The organism is Butyricicoccus sp. AF35-5AC (genome assembly GCF_003477715.1).
GTDB classification, from domain to species: domain Bacteria; phylum Bacillota; class Clostridia; order Oscillospirales; family Butyricicoccaceae; genus Agathobaculum; species Agathobaculum butyriciproducens.
This window is the reverse complement of record NZ_QUDX01000010.1, coordinates 39277-62895: the sequence shown is the minus strand read 5'-3', so window position 1 is coordinate 62895 and position 23619 is coordinate 39277. Positions and strand designations below refer to the sequence as shown.

Annotated in this window: 13 protein-coding genes; 9 read left to right on the top strand and 4 right to left on the bottom strand. The window is 57.6% G+C overall.

Going from position 1 to position 23619, the window contains the following annotated elements; genetic code table 11:
* Window positions 1–172: 172 nt before the first annotated feature.
* From DWZ82_RS11925 to DWZ82_RS11920, 3 genes are read right to left on the bottom strand one after another with little or no spacing between them, the layout of a single operon-like run.
* On the bottom strand, window positions 173–9523 hold the full coding sequence (locus DWZ82_RS11925; RefSeq protein WP_118481031.1) for an InlB B-repeat-containing protein: 9351 nt from the start codon (window positions 9521–9523) through the stop codon (window positions 173–175).
* Window positions 9520–9861 (bottom strand): hypothetical protein, encoded by a 342-nt coding sequence (locus DWZ82_RS14990; protein ID WP_147356933.1) that lies wholly within the window; start codon window positions 9859–9861, stop codon window positions 9520–9522. Before DWZ82_RS14990 ends, DWZ82_RS11925 begins: the two co-directional genes overlap by 4 nt.
* Before the next feature lie 52 nt (window positions 9862–9913).
* Window positions 9914–10267: a response regulator transcription factor gene (locus tag DWZ82_RS11920; protein WP_118360898.1), complete on the bottom strand. Its 354-nt coding sequence runs from the start codon at window positions 10265–10267 to the stop codon at window positions 9914–9916.
* 237 nt (window positions 10268–10504) lie between these two features.
* On the opposite strand from DWZ82_RS11920, the gene DWZ82_RS11915 reads away from it, so the two are divergent.
* Genes DWZ82_RS11915 through DWZ82_RS11905 form a run of 3 tightly spaced genes read left to right on the top strand, consistent with a single transcriptional unit; the run spans window position 10505 to window position 14816 of the window.
* Window positions 10505–11227 carry a LytR/AlgR family response regulator transcription factor gene (locus tag DWZ82_RS11915; RefSeq protein ID WP_118360896.1) on the top strand — a complete coding sequence of 241 codons (723 nt, stop codon included), beginning with the start codon at window positions 10505–10507 and terminating at the stop codon, window positions 11225–11227.
* Window positions 11224–12903, top strand: coding sequence for a hypothetical protein (locus DWZ82_RS11910; RefSeq protein WP_118481030.1), 1680 nt, complete (start codon window positions 11224–11226; stop codon window positions 12901–12903). Before DWZ82_RS11915 ends, DWZ82_RS11910 begins: the two co-directional genes overlap by 4 nt.
* Window positions 12900–14816, top strand: coding sequence for a sensor histidine kinase (locus DWZ82_RS11905; RefSeq protein WP_118481029.1), 1917 nt, complete (start codon window positions 12900–12902; stop codon window positions 14814–14816). Before DWZ82_RS11910 ends, DWZ82_RS11905 begins: the two co-directional genes overlap by 4 nt.
* A 124-nt stretch (window positions 14817–14940) precedes the next feature.
* On the opposite strand, the gene DWZ82_RS11900 is transcribed toward DWZ82_RS11905, so the two are convergent.
* Window positions 14941–15675 carry a hypothetical protein gene (locus tag DWZ82_RS11900; RefSeq protein WP_118481028.1) on the bottom strand — a complete coding sequence of 245 codons (735 nt, stop codon included), beginning with the start codon at window positions 15673–15675 and terminating at the stop codon, window positions 14941–14943.
* A 432-nt stretch (window positions 15676–16107) separates the two neighbouring features.
* On the opposite strand from DWZ82_RS11900, the gene DWZ82_RS11895 reads away from it, so the two are divergent.
* The 6 genes from DWZ82_RS11895 (at window position 16108) to DWZ82_RS11870 (ending at window position 23603) form a co-directional block, all read left to right on the top strand.
* Complete coding sequence (locus tag DWZ82_RS11895; protein ID WP_118481027.1) at window positions 16108–17601, top strand: sugar ABC transporter ATP-binding protein; 1494 nt, start codon at window positions 16108–16110, stop codon at window positions 17599–17601.
* A 15-nt stretch (window positions 17602–17616) separates the two neighbouring features.
* Window positions 17617–18561 carry an ABC transporter permease gene (locus DWZ82_RS11890; RefSeq protein WP_118360888.1) on the top strand — a complete coding sequence of 315 codons (945 nt, stop codon included), beginning with the start codon at window positions 17617–17619 and terminating at the stop codon, window positions 18559–18561.
* A gap of 92 nt (window positions 18562–18653) precedes the next feature.
* Window positions 18654–19619 carry a sugar ABC transporter substrate-binding protein gene (locus tag DWZ82_RS11885; RefSeq protein ID WP_118481026.1) on the top strand — a complete coding sequence of 322 codons (966 nt, stop codon included), beginning with the start codon at window positions 18654–18656 and terminating at the stop codon, window positions 19617–19619.
* A 137-nt stretch (window positions 19620–19756) separates the two neighbouring features.
* Window positions 19757–21340: a response regulator transcription factor gene (locus DWZ82_RS11880; RefSeq protein ID WP_118481025.1), complete on the top strand. Its 1584-nt coding sequence runs from the start codon at window positions 19757–19759 to the stop codon at window positions 21338–21340.
* A gap of 9 nt (window positions 21341–21349) precedes the next feature.
* On the top strand, window positions 21350–22168 hold the full coding sequence (locus tag DWZ82_RS11875; protein WP_118481024.1) for a sensor histidine kinase: 819 nt from the start codon (window positions 21350–21352) through the stop codon (window positions 22166–22168).
* A 1-nt stretch (window position 22169) separates the two neighbouring features.
* Complete coding sequence (locus DWZ82_RS11870; protein ID WP_118481023.1) at window positions 22170–23603, top strand: hypothetical protein; 1434 nt, start codon at window positions 22170–22172, stop codon at window positions 23601–23603.
* Window positions 23604–23619 lie beyond the last annotated feature (16 nt).

Genomic DNA, 23619 nt, shown 5'->3' with positions numbered 1-23619 from the left:
AGTACAGGGAGTGTCCCAGTTAAAGAAAATCGAAAAAAGGAAAATGGGACAGCTGCATTGGGGGGAAGGGAAAATCCACGGGTGACAGGGATAAACAGAAAAAAACAGAGCGCACAGCCGAAAATATGGCTGTGCGCTCCGTTTTTTGTTATAGTGCTGCCGCAGAAAAGCGTTACTTGCCTACCAGATTGTGAAACCTCGTCAGCATAGCAGCAACTTCTGCGCGGGTAGCGGTGTCGGTCGGGTCAAGAACGGCATTTCCCTTGCCGGTTACAATGCCGTTTTCGATTGCCCAGCACATTGCATCCTTTGCCCAGTCGTGTACGGCGTTTCGGTCGGCAAAGCCGTTCAGCACGTCTGCACTGCTGGCGGAAGCCTGTCCGTTGTGCTGCGCCATGCGGTATAGCATTGCGGCAAGCTGCTCGCGGGTAATGCTGTGCGCGGGCGCATAGGTCGTTGCATCCAGACCGGTCACAATGCCGTTTTCGGCGGCCCATGCAACCGCATCCGCGTAGTACATGGAGGATTCCACATCGGCGAAGGTGCTCTTCGGTGCCTTGGGACTGCCTGCCATGCGGTACAGTACGGTTGCCAGCATGCCGCGGGTGGTCGTGCCCTGCGGCGTGAACTGACTGTTTCCGGTACCGTTCATCCAGCCGCAGTCCACTGCGGTATCTACGACGTCGTGGTACCATGCGTCCAGCGGAACGTCGCTCATCTCGTGGGTCGGGCAGATGATACCGCCAGGACAGGAGGTGCTGCTGTCGGTAAATACCGGTTTGACGGTCACCTTGCCGTCCGGCATGGTAAATTCGTAGTGCGCGGCGTCCTTGCGGGTGAGGGGAAGGGCGTTGCCCTTCTCATCGGTCACGGTCAGACCGGAAAGCCGCTTGCCGCTGTTCGGCTTGATCGTAAGCGTTACCTTGGTATCGGGCTTGGCGTTCGAGTCGGACGGAGATACAGCGCCGTTTTTGCTGTTTTCCACGGTAATGCGTTTGTCCTCCGCCGGAGCGGTACCGCCACCGGTGCCACCGCCGCCGCCGCCGGAGGTACCGCCGGTGCTCTTAAAGCTTGCGCTGACGGAAACCGCCGCCGCATCGACCTTGTAAGTGCCGCCCGGCTGCTTGGTCGCGCCGGAAACGGTCAGCTTATCGAGCGTGTAGCCGATTGCCGGATCTGCGGTAATGGTGAGTATATCGCCTGCCGCCAGCTTTGCGCCGTCTGTCAGAACGGTGTCGCCCAGCTTGACCGTCAGTGTGCCGTTTTGCGGTGCGGTAATGGTCAGAGGAACCATCGAATAGATGTCGGCCTTAAACGTAATAGTGCTGATAACCTTTTCCATGCGGATGCTCCAACTGCCGTCTGTCTGCAATGCGCAGCGCGTTACCGTACCGCCCTGGAAATCCAGATTGCGGATCAGATATCCCTCTGCGGGGCGCATTGCAAATTCGATCGTGCCGCCTTTGCGAATCTGACGTTCCGTGCCGTAATCATTGGGTGTTCTGGAACTTGTGCGGAAGGTATACTTTGCGTTGTCGGCAGGCAGATCAAACAGCGTTACATTCTCAAAATCCACCTGCACCTTGCTGTTTTCGGTCGGAGTGAGCGTGAAAGTGTTGGAGAGCTCGTCTGCTGCCGTGCCGTTTACCGTCCACGCCTGAACCATCTTACCGGAATCCGGTGCGGCGGTCAGCGTCAGCGGAGCGCCCTTGGGTACCTGAATGCCGCCGGAGGTGTCAATGGTCGTGCCATCCGCGCGTTTAACGGTCAGCTTGCCGCCGTCACCGCAGACGGTCGTAAGCGTTACCATCTGGCTGACACCGAATGCTGCGTCAATGATGTGGTTCTCTGTCACGTTGTTCAGGTTGAGTGTCAGCGCGTTGCCTCCTGCTGTGCCATCCAGCTTCCAGCCGGTCAGATACGCGCCGCTGCTCGGCTGCGCGGTGAGAACAACCGCCGCATGGTGCGGAACGGTCAGCGTGCCGCCAGTAATAGCAACGTCTGCACCGTTTACCTTGGCGGAAACCGCGCCACTGCCGCTGATATTGACGGTGACGGTGTGTGTCGGAATCGGCACAAAGCGGACGTAAACCGCGGTGTTGCCGGTCAGCGGGTCAATGACATAGGTTGTGCTCTCCTCCGTACCGATGGCAGTGATGCCTGCCGCGTCTGCGTACCAGTTTTCGACCATATAGCCCGTATCGGGTACTGCCGTAAACGCAACGCGCGTGCCGGATTTTGCCTTGCCGTTCTCGTCCGGACCGGAAACCGTCAGCGTGCCGTTATCCGCGTCGCTGGTCGGGATCACGCCGTAGGTTACGGTGTATTCCGCGTCCGCGATTTCGTAGCACGCAATGATTTCGGTGTCCTCGGTGACGGTCAGGGTGTAGGTCGTTGCATCGGTTTTGTGCATCGTGCCGTTTACCTTCCAGCCGATGAAGGTGTAGCCGCTTGCCGGTGCGGACGCGGTGAACGTGATTTCGGTATCGCCCTTGACCGTATCGCCGCTCGTCAGCGATTTATCATTCGTAATGCCGCCGCCGGTCTGCGCCGAGAAGGTCACTTCGTAGGATTTGCGCTCAAGCTTTACGCGGATATCCGCGCCTTGTGTTGCCGAAACGTCACAAGCGAGGCTGCTGCCGGTATACGGCTTGCCGTTTTGCTCGTAAACGGCGCCGTTCAGCGTCCAGCCTGCGATTTTGTAGCCGTCATCCAGATTTTCGACCGTTACGGTCAGCTTGCCCTCGGCGGTGACGTTGTTGCCGCTGGCAATGGCATCGGGTTGACTCATGCCGGCACGCAGGAAGGCGGCGGACAGGCTTGCGCCATGACCGGTGTCGCTGTCTTCGGCAATGCCGAAGGTAACAGCACTGCTGATTTCGGTGAACTGTACCTTGACCTCGTGCGGGGTATCGCTATCCGTGATGTTGAGCGTCGGCGCGCCTGCCTGCTCCTTGCCGTCCAGATACCATCTCTGCACCTTGTAGCCCTGATTGGGGTGTGCGGTGAACGTAACCTCCGAGCCGCTGAGAACTTCATTGCCGCTCCGGAGCTCGGTTTTCGTGCCGTAGCGGGTCGCTACAGCGGAAAGTGTGCCGTTTTCGCCGGAATTGTCGTCCTCCGGTGTGGTATCCACAACCGAGAAGGTGATTTTCGCGGTCGGGATTTTCTCAAACGCAACGGAAACAGTCACATCCTCGGTGATTCCGTCGGCGTTCGGTGTATAGGTGTACGTCTGGTTATCCGAGTTTACAACCGCCGAACCGGAAACATCGTTGCCGTTTACCGTCCAGCCTGCAACGCGATAGCCGCTCTCCGGCTGTGCAGTGAAGGTCAGCGCGTCCTTGCTGCCGCAGGGCAGATAGAAGCTGCTGCCGGTATGCGAGTCGCAGGTCAGCGTGCCGTTTTTACCTGCCGAAAGCGTGATTTTCGGCTGCTGACGGAAGGTTACGACCAGAGTAGCGTTGTCGTTCAGCGAGGGGATTTGATAGGTACCGCTTGCGGTCGGCGTAACGGCGTTGCCGTTCAGCTTCCAGCCGGCAATCTCATAGCCGGTGTTCGCCTTGGCGGTGAACTGAATGGTCGAGCCTTGAAGCTGGCTTTCGCCGCTCGTCAGCGCACCTGCGCCCAGCTTGACCGCCGATACCGTACCTGCCGCATCGATGATTGCGGAGCCGTCCGCCATCTTGCCCTGAAAGGATACGGTATAGCGGTTGAGTGCGGTGCATTTTACAACGAAGGTGGTGTTCTGGCGCAGATCATGCAGCGCCATGACGCGGTTATCGGTGCTGAGCGTGCCTGCTGTGTCAGGTGTTGCCGTCCAGGAATCCACCAGCAGACCGTCCGGCGGCGTTACGGTGATGACTGGATTTTCACCGGTGTGTGCCGTATAGGTGAATACACCGTTCATGCCGGTCAGCTCGGTGCCGCCGACCGAGACTTTTGCGCCGGTCAGCGGCTTGCCGTCATTGTCCACCGGCTTAATGGTCACAACCGGATGGCTGTTTTCGACAAAATATACGGTTACTGTCACATTCTCGGTGAATTTATCGAATGTATAAGTGCTGCCGGTGTAATTGTGCGTGCCGTCTGCGGTTTTGAGCGTTTCGCCGTTGACCTCCCAGCGATCGACCGCATAGCCGTCCTTGGGCTGCGCCGACACGCGGATGGTCTGACTGTAATTGACGTTTCCGCCCGAGATAAACGCACTGCCGAGTGCACCGTCCGTCAGGTAATTCGCGGTCACGCTGCCGATGGCGGTGCTGTCGGCTTTGTACGTCAGCGTGCTCGTACCGGCGGTGAAATTCACGGAAACATCTACGTCTTCGCTCAAACTGTCAATCGTGTAGCTGATGGCATTGTAGTAGGAGTCGCCCTGACCTGCAAGGTAGGAATCTCCAACCTTCCAGCGACTGACGGTGTAGCCTGCCTTGGGCTGTGCGGTGAACGTCACCTTGCTGCCTTTGGGCAGGCTGCTGCCGCTGGAAACCGGAAGCATTGCGCTCGCGGCATCCGCCTGATAGGTGATGGAAACCGTGCCGTTGGTATCGCCCTTGGCGTTTACGGTGTAGCTTTCGCCGGAAAGCGTGTAAACCGCGTTTTTCAGCAGGATATTGTACTTCTCCTGCAAGGATTGAATCTTTTGCGAATCCTTTAGCGCGATATAGATCGGGTATTCACCCGGCAAAGCTGCGGAAACGCCTTCGGAGGTCAGCGTGTAGTCCGTGTCTGCCGTTAGGGTGTCGTTGTCCCATGCCGCCAGACCGGAAACCTTTGCGGCGGCAGGCGTGCGGGTGTCGTTCAGCGCCTTGCTCGTATCGGCAGCGGACAGCGTGAGCGTGCCCTTGCTTACGATAATAACCTTGGAATCGGTAAGATTCTGACAGGTTGCGGTAATGCGGTAGTTCGTCACCAGTTTGGGCGTAAATACGCCGTTTTCGAGGGTATAGTCTGTGGCGGATACTGCCGAAACGTACTTGCCGCTTACCAGCTTTTCCACCGTATAGGTAGCTGCGACATTCTGCGAAGTGCCCTTTTGACTGGTCAGCGTTGCGGCGAGATTTGCGCTCTCGCCGTAGGTGACGTTCGCGGGTGCGGTCAGCGACAGCACCGAGCGGTTTTGCTTGTTCAGCACGAAATAGACATTCACAGACGCGGTGCTCGGCGCGTAGACGTCATCGCCGGAGTACATGGCGGTGATGGTTGCCGCGCCTTCGCCCTTGGGGGCAAATTTATCGAGAAGTGCGGTGAACTTGTCCTGGCTTTCGCTGACAGGTACGGTAAGGGTCTGTCCCTCAATGCCCGCACCGGAAATGATAAAGGTGACGGTGCCGGTCATGCCGGTCGGCTTGCTGCCGTTTTCCCATACCGAGGCGGTCAGCGGATATTGCTTACCGGTGATATTTTCGGTTTTCGTGTTCGTGCCGGTGGTTTCGGTCGCCTGATAGACCGGTGCCAGCGTGTTGACGTCCGTTCTGCCGACAAGAGTGCTCGCATAGCGCAGCGTAAATGGCAGGTAGGTCGTGCCGCTGTCCTTGGTGTACAGATATGCGATTTCGCCGTTTCCGTTCGCCTCGTAGAAGGTGTAGCCGGAATACGCGCTGTCGGTCGGCTGGAATTTGTGTACAGCGGTGTACGATACGCCATTATAGGGAATAGAGGTGCTGTCACTGACCGGATTGCCGAGCGCCAGCGTTTTCGTATCGGTTTTGCCGTCTGCGTCCGTTACGGTGAGGATCGCCTGCGGTCCTTCGGATTGAATATCCAAAGCGCTGCCGATTTTGTCGGCGGAAAGCACCGTGTCCTTATCCAGCAGACCATTGGTAAGCGTCGGCGGGGTACCGTTATAGGCGTAATACGCCGCACCGTCAAACCAGAAAAATTGGTTACCGCCAGAGAGCAGGGAATAGGTCTTATCACCGCTCGTCAGCGTTACCGCCTTCTGACCGGTGACAGTGGTTCCCTCACTGGTCGTCAGCGTGCCGCCGGACAGCCAAACGGTGTCGTCCTTCGGTGTGATTTGAATGCTGGTCGGCACGCGAGAAACGTCCAGTGCTGCGGATTTGGTGTACAGCGAACGGTTTCGCACATACACGCGGCAGCGGTATGCATAGCCGTTCATCTCCTCCGCAGCGGTGATGGTGAGCGATGGGCCGTCCGCGCCGGAAACACCGGTGCTGTTTTTCAGTTCGCGCCACTGCGACTTGCTGTCGGTCGTTTTCACCTGCCACTGATAGCTGACCGGCTTGGCGCCGCTGTCATCGGTGTAGGTTGCGGCGGCGGTGAAGGTCGCAGTTTTACCTGCGGCGGTCGAGGCGTCCTCCGGGTGGGTGGTGATCTCAAAATTCGCCGTACCGTTCAGCGTAGTAGCGTAGGCGATTGGGCTGTCGATACTGCTGCCCTTGGTTGGACTGACCGCGCGTACGCTGAACCGGTAATCGGTGTTGGCATCGAGGTCGGTCACCTGATACTGTGTTACCGTATAGGGGACTGTTGCGATCTTGTTGTATTCGCCATGCTGGTCAATCATGCTGATCTCGTAATATGCCGCGCCGCCGCTGGATTCCCATTCCAAATCCACCGTGCTGGTGCTGACCTCGGTAACGGTCAGATTCTGGGGCATTCTGGGTGGCTGCGTGACGTTTTTGACCTCATAGCCAACGATCCAGACCGGCGTTCCGTCAAGCTGCGCATTGTTGACGATCAGCTTCCAGTCGAAGCCGTACTGCGTTGCCTCAGCGGGCAGGGAATCGACTGTACCGGAGAACGCCGTTCCTTCCGCGCTGGACTTGCTCCAGCCGCCGCCTGCGCCGGTGCTGCCGGTCACGCCGACATAGCCCTTATTGCCGAGCAGTGCGCCGCCGCCGCCAACCTTGTAGTTCAGCTCCAGATTAAAAGCGTGGCTGTGTTCTTTGCCGGTCGTCTTGGTGATCTCCTGCGTGGTATCGGCAGTGGTGCTGCTTGCGCCCGTGTGCGCATAGGCACCGTTAAAGGTAAACTCGCGCGTACCGGCGGGTTGATTAGCATAGGTTTCCGGTTCACCGGGCGTGGAGTAAAGCAGATTGCCGGAAATCGGCTCCAGCCCCTTGGTTTCCGCGGCGATCTCGTCATAGCTTTCCACATCGAGCACCGCAACGGTTGGATCGAGCGCTGCGGGCAGGATGGTAGTGCTCCACTGCTTACTGCCCGGGTCGTACATCTCATAAATATAGTACTGATACGGTATGGTGTACACAACAGCCATATCGCCGCCGCCTGCCTGCGCGTTGTAGGTGACGGAGTGCTCGATTTCGGTCGATTCTGCGTAGTCATAGCTGTAGCTTGCGGACAGCTCAACCTCGTATTCGCCGCCGGCGAGCGCCTGTACCTCGAGCGAGTGATATACGCCGAGCGCCTGCGAAACGCTTGCGGTTTTGGTGTCGCCGGTGGATTTGCTTGTGCCGTAGGCGGTGCCGCCGTTGCCGATGTAGTCATACGTTTCGTTGAGGTCGGCAAAGTACGGTGTCGCCTGCAGGACTGCGTATACCTCGGGATTGGTGTATACCGTATAGTCGGCAACGTAGCGCATGGTGATCGAGTCGTTGCCGAAATCCGGCAGTGCCAGACTGACGAACGTGCCCGTATTGTCGTTGCGGCGGCTGGATTCCGCGATAACGCCCTCCTGCGTGCTGAAGAACATATGGTTTTCGGTATAATCGGACGCGCCGCTCTTTGCGCCGGTCAGATATGCCGCACCGAGGTCCATCCAGTAGTAATCATCGCTGCCGTTGACCGGCTCCTTGCGGTGTACGCCGGCAACATAAACGAAGGATTCGCGCCATTTGTTGTCCTGCTTTACCTCACTTTGGCCGGATGGATTACTATCCACTACGCCCGCCTGCACATCGCTGATCCAGACCTGTTCCTTGGCCTTGTTCTTGCCGTTGATGTTGACCTGCGAGGTGCATACGCTGACGGACGAAAGCTGGGTCGTGATACCGCCGGTAGTGTCAAAATCGTAGATTTCTCCGCCGAGCAGTACCTCATCGTTGCTGTTGTTTGCACCGATGCCCTCCATATCCGCGCAGCCGAGCGCGATAGGCGCATGGACCGGACGGTAATAGTCCTCATCCGGGTCATCAATGTAGCTTTGCGCGATTTTCTTGCCGCTGTCACCGAGTGCCTGTGTGCGGTACTCGGACAGCTTAAACTTTTTCGACTGCGGATCGTAGTAGGCAAAGCGGTACGCAGCGGTCGTATACGCGCCGGAGTCGTGCGCGGAAGAGGCGTTATTGCTCTGATAACCCGCTGCGATGAGCACCGTACCGGTGATGCCGGTATCCGGCAGGGAGAACGTGCCGAACGCGCAGTTTGCGGATACCATCGCCTGCTCGCCATCGGCAAGCGATACGGTATCCAGACCGCTGACCGGCGTGAGCGTGCCGGATTCCTCGGTGAATACGGTCAGGTGCGCCGCCGAGGCCACATTGCTGTTGTCGGTCGGTGCGGACGCGGTAACGGCAATTTCCTCCTTGCCGTCGCGGTCAAGGTCGCCGCCGGCAAGCGTCACGACCGGGATTTTCTCGATCTGCCACTGCCACTGCGTTGCCTGCTGGTACGCGGAGGCTTTGCCGGCGTTGATCTTCAGCTGACCGGTGCGTTCCATGGAAGCGGTGTCGAATACGTCCACATAGGCGTAGCGCGTGCCGTTTTCGTCTTTCCAGCGCCCGGCGTAGACGAACAGCTCGTCCTTACCGTCGCCGTTCATATCTGCTGCGGCAACGTCCATGATGGCGTCCATTTCCTGCACATAACGGCGGGTAAAGTACGCCATGCCGTCGCCGTAGGTCATTTCTGCGGTGACGGTCGGGGAGAGCGTACCGGCAGAGGAGCGCTTGCCGTTGTCGTCTACCTTAAACAGCGCAAGCGCAAAGCCGCCGTCCTTGTCACCGATTTCGGTCGGTGTTTTCTTATCACGACCGTAGGCGCGCAGCTCGGCAATGTAGTTATCCTTGCCGTAGCCCTTGTTGAACGCGGTGCTGGTGGCATAAATGCCGGAAAAGTCGTTATTGTTGTAATCGGTCAGGTTGCTGCTGTTCGAGCTGAGCTTGCTGGCGTAGGTGTTGCCGTATTTGCCCAAGCCGAGCCCGTAGCCGTTGACGGCATAGCGGATATACGCGCCGTCCAGATTGCCCTGCACATTGCTCTTGTTGTCGCCGTCCCATACAGCGGAATCGCGGTTGTTGGTCTCCATGCGGTCGAAGCCGTCCCGGATGAGGTAGCGGTTCGCCTGCGAACCGCTCGCCGCAACATAGACCTCGCTGGCGGTGAACGCCTGCGAAACGTGCTTCTTGCTGTACGGCGCTGTCAGAGACGCGCCTTTGTCCTCGGCATTGAGCGACAGACCGAGCGCCGCATAGGTGCTGCTGTCGATCTCGCGCTCCGGTATATTGGCTGCCGCTGCCTTTGGCAGTACGATCTGCGGCAGCATTGACAGCAGCAGCGCCGCTGTCAATGTCAAGCTGATCCCTCTTTTGTATTTCATTCTGTTATGCCTCCTTGATTGTATTCTGGCTGCTGCCGCAGCAGGCGGATGAGCTCCTGTGTGATTTGATCGGGTGGGACGGTATCGGGCGGTCCCACGGGATAGAAGTGTACGCCGAGTCGCCGCGCTTCTGTGGAAAACTCGGGTCGGCGGCACAGCCACAGTATGCGCTCTCTGGGCAGATGACTGCACAGAAAATCGCACGCGGTCAGTCCCGCCGCGCCTTGATAACCGACTACCGCCAGCCGGATCGGTACGCCGTCCCGCAGGGCATAGGCAAGCCGAACGTCGCCGCGCCGGTCGGGTGCATCGGCAAATACAGCACCGGACAGCCACACGCCTGTTCTGCTGCGTGGAACTGCTCGCGGTCGATGCCGCAGCAGGCAATATTCATGCAGATTCCCTCCTCATGGTGTTGATCGCGCTGCGCAGTGCTGCGGTTGAAGCATCGCGCAGCAGGAATGCCGTCACGCGATATCGGAATGCGAACACCGCGTATTCCATCTCATCTGCAATCCAGAGGATAGGCAGCAGCGGCGCCCGCTGCCGCAGCTCGCGTACCGCTGTCAGACCGTCCGGACCATCCAGTGCTACAACTGCCGCATCGTAGGCGGCGGTGCAGCCGGAGAGCGCGGAAAGCGCGTTGAATTCATCAACCGGCAAAGGCTCTTCGGGAACAGCAGCGCACAGCCGCGCCTCCCACAAGTCACCGTCCAGATATCGTGCCAGCAGTGCCAGATGCATGTGTTCTCCTCCTCATCAGTACGCAAAATTTACTCACAAATCGCTCTTGTTCAATTATGCGGGATTGCCATAAAAAGCCGGACTCCGTATCGAGTCTGGCTGATTATAGTAAACTACGCTGTCAAGCCCGCGGCAAGCGGTTTTACCGAACGGCTGCTTTTAGCGACCAAACGGTTGCTCGACCGCGTTGTTTTTGTGCTATAATGAAAATGGAATAGTTTATTCAGGAGGCGTTGTATGCTGCGTATCGCGATTATAGATGATCTGTCCGCCGACCGCGCGGTTCTGCGGGAGGCGCTCGAGCGGGAACTTGCTCCGCGCGGCGCTGCGTTCACCATCGAGGAGTTTGCCTCCGGCGAGGAATTTACCGCCGCGTTCGTGCCCAGACGGTATGACGCCGCATTTATTGATATTTACATGGGCGAGGTCAGCGGCATGGAGGTCGCGCGGCTGCTGTATCACCGCGACCCGGCTTGCCGGATCATTTTTCTTACCACCAGCCAGGAGTTTATGTTGGAAAGCTATGCGGTGCGCGCCACCTACTATTTGGTTAAGCCCTTTGCCGAGGAGCGCCTGCGGCAGGCGTTGGATTTCTGCTTTCCTGCGCCCGATCCGTCCGATCTTTTGACTGTACCCACCAAAAGCGGCGTGCAGATGCTTTCCCGGCGGGAGATTGTGTGCATCGAGTCGATCGCACGGCATGGCGTGGTGCGCCTGTGTGAGTACAGTATTGAGAGTGCAGCGACCTTTGCCGAACTGACCGCGCCGCTGGAGACGGACAACCGTTTTCTCGGCATCGGGCGCGGTATTTTAATCCAACTCGGGCATGTAGCCGCGCAGGAGGGCAGTGATTTTATTATGGATAACGGACTTCGTCTGCCGATTGCGCGGCGCTGCCGCAGCGAGGTGCTGCGCAGCTTTCAGGCGTTTGCCCTGCGGGAAATGGAGAGGGGATTATGAGAGCATATGCGAAGCTGATTTTGCCGCTGCTGTGCGCGGCAGCGTGTACCGGCGCGGCATTGGCGGACGAACTGCCGGATCTGCCGGAGCACGGCGCGGAGCAGCCGCCTGCCATTGCGGAAAATCAACCTGCCGATACGGAAACCATCGAGGAAACGCCGGAAGTATCGGATGAAAATGAGGAAAACGGCGCGATTCAGCCGGCAGAACCCGATATGGACAGCGGCTTTTGGATCGAGCCCGAACCGGAACCCGAACCGCCCGAATCCACGCCCGAACCGGAACCGGAAACCATCGTGCTGACGCGCTTCGACACACAGGTAAATGTTGACGTAGCCGCAATTGCCTGCGGAGATGCGGACGCGCTGCACGCCTTTTTCCGTGATGCGAGAGACGGCTTGTGCGGCTATGATGCGGATGGCACACCCTACGACTTTTTCACCGGAGCGTGGGAGCTGTCGGCAGTCGATTGGAATACGCCCGGCGTGTATGATGCTGTGGCGCCGCTGCTTTTGGTCGATGGGGAGGACAGAGCGTGCTTTTCGCTTGCCGAGGGCGTGGAAGCGCCGATGATTCGCTGTCGCGTGAGCGTACAGCAGACCGGAAAGCCGGAGATCGGTGAGTTCATCACGGTACGCGGTCAGATGATTTTTCCGTGGGTGCTGACCGAGGAGCAAAAGGCGCAGCGCGACCGGTTCACGGTATGGCTTAAGCGGGAAAACGGTGCATGGGAGGCGCTGACGCGCGGGATTTCGGTCGGGACGGACGCGCTGAAACTCTATCCGCAGACCTGCGGACTGACATCGGGAACGACCTGTGCATTGCAGGTGGAATATCCCGGAGGGCAGACCGGCATTCTGACCTTTACATACGACGTCGCTCCGCTCAAGCACGGCTACAGTGCGGGCAGCCGCGACGGCGGCGGTGAGGATACCTATCTGCCGGATATTATTCAGCCATCGCCCGGCGGCTCACATTCGGGCGGCTCGCACCATCGACCGAGTACCTCCGAACCGGCAGCAGGCGAGCCGGAAACGCCGTCCGAAGATGCCGCTCAAGCACCCGAGCCTGACCTGCCCGCAGACGATGAATCGGAGACGCCCGCAGCACCGGAGAAGCCGGAAACGGCAGTCCCCACCGTTCCTTTCATTGTTGCGCCGTCAAGGCTTGAGGACGAGGCAACGATACCGACGCCGCCGGTGCTGCGCGGTCAGACCGAGAGCCGACAGCCGGTGCAGCGGCAGCCCGCTGGCGCGCCGTCCGGCGAAGTCAAGCAGCCAGTTGCGGCGGAGCCGGCCGCGACTGTCCTTGAGCAGGACACCGCAGACGGTGCGGTGCTTTCCGGTACGCGCCTGCTGGCGCTGATCGAGCTGGACGAGCCGTTGACGCTGAATAAAAACGGTATTGCCTTTTCGCTTCCGGTCGATACGCTGCGGGCGCTGGAGCTGACCGATGCGGATACTCTTGCGGTTACGCTCACTCGATCGGCAGAGGGCAGAGCACAGGTGGAACTGCGGCTGAACGGAGAGAAGATCGACCTGCCGGACGGTATGACGCTGACGACCGATGAGGCAGAAGCACCTGCCGAACCGGAACAGAAGCTGCCGTTTGCAGCTGCAGGCGCGGCCGTGCTGGCGGCAGTTTTCGGTCTGTTGTGGTGGAGGAAACACCTGTGAGCCGGTTCTTTCGCCGTTTGCTGACGGCTTTGCTGGTATTTACGGCGGCATCTGCGTTCTGCCTGCTGTTGTACCACTATGACAACAAATATACGCAGTCTGCGCCGCAGGCAATCGCCGGAACGCTGTTCGTTTCTGAGGACGATTTGGCGGCGTATCCGGTGCGCAGCCTGTGGAACGGCTGGAATTTCTATCCCGATGTGCTGCTTTCCCCGAAAACCTGCGAAAACCGCGATAAAAGCACCGTTCGTTCCGTGCAGATTGGCGCATACAGCAATTTTGCTTTCGGCAGCACGGAACGGACGCCGCATGGCTGCGGCACCTATATGCTGACGCTGCTGCTGCCCGAAACGCCGCGGCAGTATTTGATCGAGCTGCCCGAGATCTTTTCCGCTTACCGGTTTTATATTGATGACGAACTGGTGCTCTCCGCGGGCGAGACGAACGACGAGCAGTACCGCTCGCGGCTGCAAAACCGTGCGGTCAGCTTTGAGGGCAGCGGCACGGTGCGCCTGCTGCTGGCGGTGCGAGATGAAAGCTGGATATACAGCGGTATGACCTATCCGCCGGCGTTCGGTACAGCGCTGGGCGTGAATACCCAGCGTGCGGTGCGCGTGTGCATCTCCGCCGCTATGCTGACACTTATGCTGCTGTTTGCGTCCTTTGCGCTGTGGCTGTGTCTCGGCTCCATGCGGTGCCCGCCCAATTCACGGCTGTTTCTGCTGCTGAGTCTGAGCGCGGCAGTGCTGCTGTCCGGTCCGGTCGTTCATGCGCTGAAGGCGCTGCCGGTGCAGCCTTGGTACGCCATCGAGCTGGTCAGCGGCTACCTGACCACGCTGCTGATCGTTCTGCTGCATGGACGTATTTGTGCGCTGCCGAATGCCGTGCGCAAGGCGGCGGTGCTGGTCTGTGCCGGCATATGTGGTGCGGCGCTGCTGTGCGGTGCGTGTGCCGCGCACCTGTCCGAATGGAATATCCGCGCATTTTCCGATTTGACGGTGCTGTTTCGGCTGGCGGTGACAGTCTATCTGCTCGGCTCGGCTCTCTATGCGGCGCGCCGACGGGAATGGCACGCCGGAGCGCTGTTCTGCGCGGATATTTTCTACGGCACGCTGTTTTTGTGGGACTGCCTGCTGCCTGCCTACGAGCCGATTCTCGGCAAATGGTTTTATGAATGGGGCTGCCTGCTGCTGGTGTGCGTGCTGGGCGCGGTGTTCTGGCAGGATATCGCACAGGGCTACCGACGCAGCCTGACCTTTACGGAGGAGCAGCGGCAGATGGCGCGGCAGCTTGCCATGCAGAAGGCGCATTTTGCGCAGATTTCGGAGAAGATTGAGGAAAGCCGCCGCCAGCGGCACGATTTCCGACAGCATCTGCGCACGATTGCGGGTATGGCGGGCGATCCGGAGGCGCAGCTTACGTATATCAGCCGCATTACTGCGCTGTCCGAAGCGACCCGACCGGAAAGCTACTGCCACGATCCGGCGGTGGATGCGATGCTGTACTATTATGTCAGCTCTGCGCGGCGCACAGGAATTCGGGTGTCGGTTCGCGCCGAGCTGTCCGAGGATACTGCTGCGTTCAGCGTGCAGTTCTGCACCATACTGGGGAATCTGCTGGAAAATGCGCTGGAGGCGTGCTGGAGACTGCCCGAAAGCACGGAAAAGTCCATCTGCCTGCACATGAAGCAGCAGTTTCGGCGGCTGTATGTGGTGCTCGAAAACAGCTATGACGGCGAGGTGAACCGGCGCGGCAGTGCGTTCCTTTCGCGCAAGCATGCGGGCAGCGGAATCGGAACCGCCTCGGTGCGCGAGCTGACTCGCCGTCTTGGCGGAACGGTGGAGTTCGAGCCGCGGGAAAGCATATTCCGCGTGGTGCTCATCCTGCCGGAACGTGCGGATGAAGAAGAATAACGAGGAAAATACCTGCTTGGACGTAGCCCCATGTCCTATTTGTGAAACAGAACAAGAACCCGATACCGTGCTTTACACCGTATCGGGTTCTTGTCATCTTCGTTATTCGCTGCGGCTCTCGGACTTACTCCTCGTTTTTCGGCTTTTTCTTCTTCGAGGCAGTCTGCGTGCGCAGATATTGATATGCCCACTGGCTGAAATACGGCGTTGCATTGAACAGATAGGTCGAGTTCAAATACGCGTCTACCAGTTCTTCAATGGTGCCCGGCCGATAGCCGTACATTCCCTGTTCCATACGCAGGCTGTACCCATCGTGCTTCGCCTCCAGACGCATGAACTTCTTTGTGTCTCGGTTTACTTTAGCAAGGCGGTTCAAATAGTCTTTCGCCTTGTCGAACTGGTTCTGCTTGTAGTACAGAATGGCCAGCGGAAGCAGCATCTGCGTTTCCTCATAAGCTCGCCAGAACTCGCCTTGAAATTCCTCGAAAATGCCATCTTCGTCCAACTGCTTCTCTGCCTGTTCCATCAAGCACTGCAACCCGGGCAGCTGTTCGTTCGGCTGCTTTTCGTGCTCCGCAAGCAGCAGCTCCAACTGCACGTCAATATTTTCCGGCTCGACTTCGACCGCTTTGTGCAGGTATTCCAGCCGTTTCTTCTTAGAGCTCGCCGCCTCCGCCAGCTCCAGATAATCGGATGCGTCTTCCGGCTCGGTCTGTTTCGGCTGCAGCCGGCTGTTGTGCTGCGACATAAAGGTTATCGCCAGACGATGCATACTGTCCTCATCAGTGATTTCGTCCTCATGCTCGCGCAGGAACTGCTGAAGCTCTCTTATCGTCTTTTCTGTATCTCTGCTGCGCATAAGCGGCACCTCATCTTTTCATTTTGCCGTTGGGTTCACTGTTTCTGCATCGAAACGGTGAAAACAGGTTATCCGCATATGGCTCTCCACACTGCCGTGATGTATAAGCTCTGCTCAGATGAGCGGTTTCTCACTCCGATGGAAATCTTCACTATAATTGAACAAGAGCGCTTTAATTGTGCGGTGTTTCCCAAGGTCTCTGCACAGGAAATGCACTGTGCAGGGACCTGCTGCTCTGCGTACATTTGAATCGGTGTACACAAAAGATATTGTCAATCTGCACAATTTGAAATACAGTGTTTTAAGCAAAGTGCCGTATTTGTAAAAAAACTAAAAATTATCACCCCTAATGTGAAGATTGTGTGTTTTCTAATTTCGGCGGCTTTGATAAAATTATCACAAAGAAATGACACATGAGGAGGGAAGAGCAGCATGGAGTATGTACTGGAAATGAAAGATATCAGCAAGTCTTTCCCGGGCGTAAAGGCGCTTGATCATGTGCAGCTTCAAGTGAAGCCGGGCGAGGTTCACGCGCTGATGGGCGAGAACGGTGCCGGTAAATCCACCCTGATGAAAATTCTGATGGGCATTTACACCAAGGACGAGGGCGGCGAGATCATCTTCAACGGTCAGCCGTATCACGTTTCTAACCCGAAGGAAGCCATGGACCATGGTGTTGCCATGATCCATCAGGAGCTGAACCCGATTCTGGATATGTCCGTGTATGAAAATATCTTCGTCGGACGCGAGCTCCGCAAAAACGGTCTGGTCGATGCAAAGGCAGAGATCGCAGAAGCGGAAAAACTCATCAAGGAGTGCGGTCTGCACGTTTCCCCGAAGGAAAAGCTGCGCAACCTCACCGTTGCACAGTGCCAACTGATCGAGATCATCAAGGCAATTTCCATCAACGCCAAGGTCATTGTCATGGACGAGCCGACCGCCGCTATCACCGATCGTGAGGTCGAGCTGCTGTTCGAGCATATCCGCAGCCTGACGGCAAAGGGCGTTGCGATTATCTACATTTCGCACCGTATGGACGAGATCTTCTCCATCTGCGACCGCGTCAGCGTTTACCGCGATGGTCAGTACATCGGCTCGGGCGATACTAAGGATTTGGACGAGTCCCAGCTCATCAAGATGATGGTCGGCCGCGAAATCACCGATGTATTCCCCAAGCTGGATGCGGAGATCGGCGATGTGATCTTTGAGGCAAAGAACATCGTTCGCGCCGACAACAAGGTAAAGGACGTCAGCCTTTCGGTTCGCCGCGGCGAGATTCTCGGCATCGGCGGTCTGGTAGGCGCAGGCCGAAGCGAACTGGTAGAAGGCATCTTCGGTATGCACGAGCTGTCGCAGGGTGAGATTTTTGTCAAGGGCAAAAAGATCAAGGTCCACTCTCCGAAGGATATCATCAAGGAGGGCGTGGCCCTCATTACCGAGGACCGTAAGGTCACCGGTTTGAACCTCAGCGGTTCGGTAAACGACAATATCGCCATGGTAGCGATCAAGAAGCTGCTCAGCCATGGTCTTTATAACAAGGGCAAGGCACGCGCCGCTTCCATGGAGTACATCAAAAAGCTGAATATCAAAACTCCTTCCGGCGACCAGATCGCGGGCAACCTGTCCGGCGGCAACCAGCAGAAGATCGTTATCGCCAAGTGGCTGCTGAACGATCCGGACGTCATCATTCTCGATGAGCCGACCCGAGGCATTGACGTCGGCGCTAAGCGCGATATTTACCTGCTGCTCGGCAAGCTGGTGCAGCAGGGCAAGGCGGTTATCATGATTTCGTCCGAGATCCCCGAACTGATGGGCGTCTGCGACCGCATCATGGTAATGTGCGAAGGCAATCTCTCCGGCGAGGTGAAGCGCAACGAGTTCTCGCAGGAACGCATCATGACGCTGGCATCCGCGCTTGAAGTATAAAGGAAGGGGAACAACATGAAACAGAAAAATCTTAAAGGACTGATCAGTGAATACTTCATCTTCCTGATCTTTATCGTACTGGTCGTTGCGCTGACCATTCTGAAGCCCAGCTTCATCAGCCCGAACAACCTCGTCAACATCCTCAAGCAGGCTTCCATCAACGGCATTCTGGCGTTCGGCATGATGTTCGTCATTATTGCGGGCGGATTTGATATGTCGGTCGGCTCTACCGTAGCATTCACCGGCATTCTGGCAGCGCTGCTCGGCAAGGGTGACCTGCCGCTGATCGTGCCGCTGGTCGTTGCGATGCTGGCCGGTCTGGCAGTCGGCATGGTAAACGGCATCGGCGTTGCCATCGGCGATTTGCCCCCGTTTATTATGACACTCGGCTCGATGACGGCTGTGCGTGGTCTGGCGCTGCTGACCTCCAACGGCAAGCCGATCACCGGCATCAGCAAGGGCTACAAGGCGGTCGCTGCATCTTCTATCGCAGGCATTCCGATGCTGTCCATCTTTCTTGTAATCGTTATCATCATCTGTGCATTTGTTTTATCTAAAACGGTTTACGGACGACGTGTTTACGCTTGCGGCGGCAATCTGCAGGCAGCCCGCGTTTCCGGCATCAACACCACCGCGATCCGCATCTCCACATTTGCTATTGCAGGCCTGCTGGCTGGTCTGTGCGGCTTCCTGATGACCTCACGCGTTACCATCGGCCAGCCGACCGCAGCCGAGAGCTACGAGATGGACGCCATCACCGCGTGCGTAGTCGGCGGCGTATCCATGACCGGCGGCGTAGGCAAGCCGTGGGGCGTTGTCATCGGCTGTCTGCTGATCACCGTTATCGCAAACGGTCTGGATATTATGGGCGTATCGTCCCACTGGCAGAAGATCGTCAAGGGCGTTATCATCGTGGTAGCCGTTCTGATCGACGTAAAGGGCAAGACCAAGAAAAACTGATTTCCATTGTTGACTGTGAGGACCGCAGGAGCGTGCGAACGCTCCTCTCTCCTCCTATCATAACCACAACTTCTCTAAGGAGGAAAAAGAAAATGAAAAAGAGACTTCTCGCTATGCTGCTTACCGGTGCCATGACTCTGAGTCTGGCTGCCTGCGGCGGTACTTCCACCGGTTCTGATGCAGGAACCGATTCCGGTGCTGATTCCGGCAGCGATTCCTACAAGATCGCCCTCATCCAGCAGCACCAGACCAACGCATTCCAGATTGCCGTATCCGAGGCTGCTGAGGCCAAGGCTGACGAGCTGGGCGTTGACCTGACCATCCTGAGCGCTGATCAGGACGCTGCTACCCAGATCAGCCAGATTGAGCAGTGCGTATCCGAGGGCTATGACGCCATTCTGTTCGAGCCTGTTGATCCGGACGGCCTCGCGGATGCTGCAAAGTCTGCAGCTGATGCCGGTGTTGTTATGATCAACATCATCTCTGCCTGCACCGATTGGCAGGACAATGGCATCTCCGCTGTTTCCTACGGCAACAACGTAAAGGCTGGCGAAACCGAGATGGAGCAGGTTGCAAAGCTCCTCGGCGGCAAGGGCAACATCGCTATCCTGACCGGCCCGTCCGGCGACGCAGGCGGTCTGCAGCGTATGGAAGGCTACGAGAACATTCTGAAGAACTACCCCGAGATCAAGCAGGTCGTTGCTCCGGCTGACTGCCAGTGGGATACCGCAAGCGCACAGTCCACTGTTGAGAGCTGGCTGTCCGCTTACGATCTGGATGCTATCGTTTGTGAGAACGACGGCATGGCAGTAGGCGCCGGCAACGCAGCAGGTGCAAACTCCGGCATCGTTATCACAGGCGTTGACGGCACGCCGGACGGCTTTGAGGCTATTCAGGACGGCCGCATCACCGGTACCGTTTCTCAGAACGGCGGCGCTATGGCTGCAAACGGCATCGAGGCTGCTGTTAAGCTGCTCAAGGGTGAAACCCTCGACACCACCGAGATCGTAACCGACAACACCTGGATCGACTCCAGCAACGTAGGCGATTACGAGTAATCTCTCGGAAACACTTTGCAAATCCTTGCAAACAGTGTTATTATGAATAAGAAAAAGGGAAAACGGATACGTTTTCCCTTTTTCTTATCAACAAGCGAAATTCATTTTCCTAAAATTACCTTCAAAGGGGAATATGTATGTTAAGGGTCGTACTGGCAGATGATGAAAAAAAGGTCCTGCTGCTGATGCGCAAGCTGATTGACTGGGAAGGTCTTGGCTTTGAGATTGTCGGCATGGCGAGCGACGGTATAAGCGCACTCGATCAAGTGCGCGAAAAGAAGCCGCACTTGCTGGTGACCGATATCCGCATGCCCGGCTGTGACGGCATTGACCTCATTCGGCAGGCAAAGCAGATTCAGCCGGGACTGCATTTTATCATCGTCAGCGGCTACCGCCAGTTTGAATATGCGCAGAATGCGCTCAAATACGGCGTAGAAGGCTATCTGCTTAAGCCGCTCAAGCAGGAGGAAATGGTCGATCTGCTGATCAGCCTCAAGGAGAAGATGGGCGAGGAAGCAGCGATAGAGTACCGCTTGAAAAAGAGCAGCGAGCGTGAGCAGGAGCGCATCATCGACACCCTGATGACTGAGGTGCGCGGCGGTGTACGCACCTCGAGCACCGTGCGCTCGTTTGATCTGGAGCGCGGTCTGCCCGAAGGCGGCAGCTACTTTGCGGCTGTTATCAAGCCAAATATTCCGTCTGCGGCAGAAAATCAGGACGGCTTCCGTGCCATGCAGAAGCACGCGCTCGAGATCGTCCGGCAGGAGCTGGGACAGATGGACTGCGGCTTTGTGGCATCGGCACGCCGCGAGGGTATCGTGGCGGCCGTGTATACGCCGGAGTATCAGCCGGTCGAGGTCAAGCGGTGCTTCACCAAGATACGCAAGGAGATCGAAAAGCAGCGCGACCTGTTCTGGGGCATTCGCGCCGCCGTCTGCCTTGGCAGTCGGCAGAGCACCGCAGAAAAGCTGTCCGTTTCGCTGAAGGAGGCGCTTTGGCTGTGCATCGACGGTTTGTGCCACACACCGAACTGGCGGGACGCCGAAGCCGAAACACCGGATTTTTCCCTGCATTATACGCTGGACGGCGCGCAGAAGCGCCGCTTTCAGGAGGCTGCCGCATGTCTGAACACCGAGCAGTACGCCGAGGAGCTGGAGGACAGCTACCGCGCAGTTATGTCTATGCAGCCGCTCTGGGGACAAATGCTGGAGGACTGGGTCCGGCAGATACTAACTGCGGTGCGCTACGGCTTGCAGCAGGACGGCAGCGCCGATGAGCAGTTCTATCAGCGCATGGAGGACGGACTGTGGCAGTGTACCAACGCACAGGAGCTGCTTCGGCTGCTGCAGGACGGCGTCAGCGGTGAGCTGAACCGCCTGCGCCGGGAGCGCTCTCAGCGCGAAGCGCGTCCCATTACGGACGCAAAGCACTTTATCCAGCAGCATTATCAGGAATCTCTGCGGCTCGAGGACGTCAGCAATGCGGTCGGCTTCAACGCGACCTACTTTTCCGCCATGTTCAAAAAGGAGACCGGACAGAATTTCATGGATTATCTGACCGAGCTGCGCATGAATAAGGCGAAGGAATTGCTGTGCGGCGATGAATGCTCGGTGCAGGACGTTGCCGAACAGGTTGGCTACCGTGACCTGAAATATTTTTCCCGCCTGTTCAAGAAAACCACCGGAATCAGTCCGTCGGACTATAAAAAGCTGTACAGGTAGGTGAAGGGCATGTGGCTGAAAACACAATGGAAGCTGCGCCGGGCGCTGCGCCGCTATCGGCGGGACGGCAATCTGGACGCGGTGCTGCACGAGGATTGGAGCCGCTGCCGCGATATTTTTGCCTTTTTCCACGAGATCGAGGATCGTCTGCACGGCGAGGAGATCACCCGCCTGCGGCAGAAGCAGGCGGAGTATCTGGCGCTGCAAAACCAGATCAATCCGCATTTTCTGTACAATGCGCTTGAGGCGATCCGTTCGGATGCGCTCTTGGCGGATTGCGAGGACATCGCGGAGACGACCGAGGCACTGGCGACTTTTTTTCGCTACACCATCTCCAATGTGCAGGAATATGTCACCTTTTCGGACGAGTTGGACAACGCCGAGAACTATTTCACCATCCAGCGCTGCCGCTTCGGTGACAAGCTGGATATGGAACTGGAAATGGAAAACGAGGACTTGCTTGAGGCGCGTATGCCCAAGCTGATCCTGCAGCCGCTGGTGGAAAACGCCGTCGTGCATGGTCTGGAGGGCAAGATAGGGCAGGGAACCGTACATATTTCGGTGGAAAACAGCGAAAACACGCTGTTTCTGCGCGTCAAGGACGACGGAATCGGTATTTCCGAGGAGCAGGTGGAGCAGCTGAACGAGGAGTTTGCCCATGGAAGCGCGAACGCCGTCAGCCGCAAACGCGGCGGCATTGCGCTGCGCAATGTCAACAGCCGTATACGGCTGATGTTCGGAGAAAATTACGGTCTGCGGATATTCAGCGCGAAGGGAATCGGTACCGAATGCTGCGTTACACTGCCGCTGCTGCTGCAGGAGGAGTGACATGAAGGAAGAACTGATACGCATTGAGCATGGTGTATTCCGCAGCGATACCGGCGAATACCGGTTTGATATCTCGGTTTCCTGTGGCGAGTGCATCGGCGTATATGTGGATGAGTATTTGACCTCCGGTACTGCATATCTGGATCTTTTCAAGGGACGCCTTGCACTGACGGACGGACGCGCCTTCTGCTGCGGCAGCAAGACAGGCGCCGCAGTGATCGAGCACTGGATCCGGCAGAACACCATGCTGGTGGACAAATCCCGCTTTGCGGGCAGGGAGCTGACCATGCGCGATTTTGTGCTGGCGCTTGGCAGAACGACCTCGTACCGGCAGAAGAACCGCAGTGCGGCACGGCTGAAATCGCTTGCCGCGACCGATATGCTGCGGCAGCTTGGGCTGGAGCATTCGTGGGAGACGCGCCTTGCCGACCTTTCGGTGCTGGATTATTACCGGCTTTCGGTGTTCCGCGCATGGTTCACCGGCTGTCGGCTGCTCGTCCTCGATCGGATGACAGAGGCACTGCGCCGGCAGGATCAGGACCGGCTGATGCAGTGCGTACAGCTTCTGCTCGGGCATGGCATGGCGGTGCTCCTTTTCGATATGGATGAGATGTTCATGTTCCGCTATGCCGGCCGCATTGATGTGATTAAGGAGCGCCGCACCTTTTTCCGGCTGTATCCCGAGGAATACGGGCCGTGCCTGTTTGAGCTGCTCGGTTGGGAGCGTGCCAGCCGTCCGGCATGGATGGAGCGCACAGCGCCCGCAAAGGGCAAGACGGTGCTTTCCGTATTTGAACTGTCCCTGCCGCCACTGCCGCCGCTGTCCTTCGAGGTATGCGCCGGCGAGATCGCCTTTCTGCACGATGAGAATTACAGCACCGGACGCCGTCTGCACGACTGCTTTCTGGGGAATCAGGGCTGGCAGAACGGCATTTTCCGGCTGGACGGCAGAATTTACGACCACAGCGAGCTGAACCGTATCATCGGCACTGAGATCGGCATCCAGATTGAGCAGCCCGACCGACCGGGCGGCGTGCTGTTTGACAACATGACCGCGCTCGACAATCTGTGCACCTGTCTGATTCCTAAGGCAGACAAGCGGCTGATCCGCAAAAAGCTCGTCTCCAGTATTCTGGAGGAGGCGACTCGCTGGTTCCCGCGCGAAATGCTGCTGCGTCCGCTCAGCGCATGGTCACTGCCCGATCGTCTGCGGTTTTCGTATTATCGGTGGTATCTGCTCAATCCCAAGCTGCTGATCTGCTTTTTCCCGTTCGCGGGACAGGAATCGGCGCATCACAAGATGATCATTGATATGCTGGTGCTGTGCGCGCGGCGCGGCATGGCGGTCTGGATCATCTCCTCCGGCATTGACGCTATCTGCGAAAAAACCGACAACGAAGAGTTTCTGCGCCGTCTGCGTTACATCAAGGAATGATGTGTGCAGGCGGCGT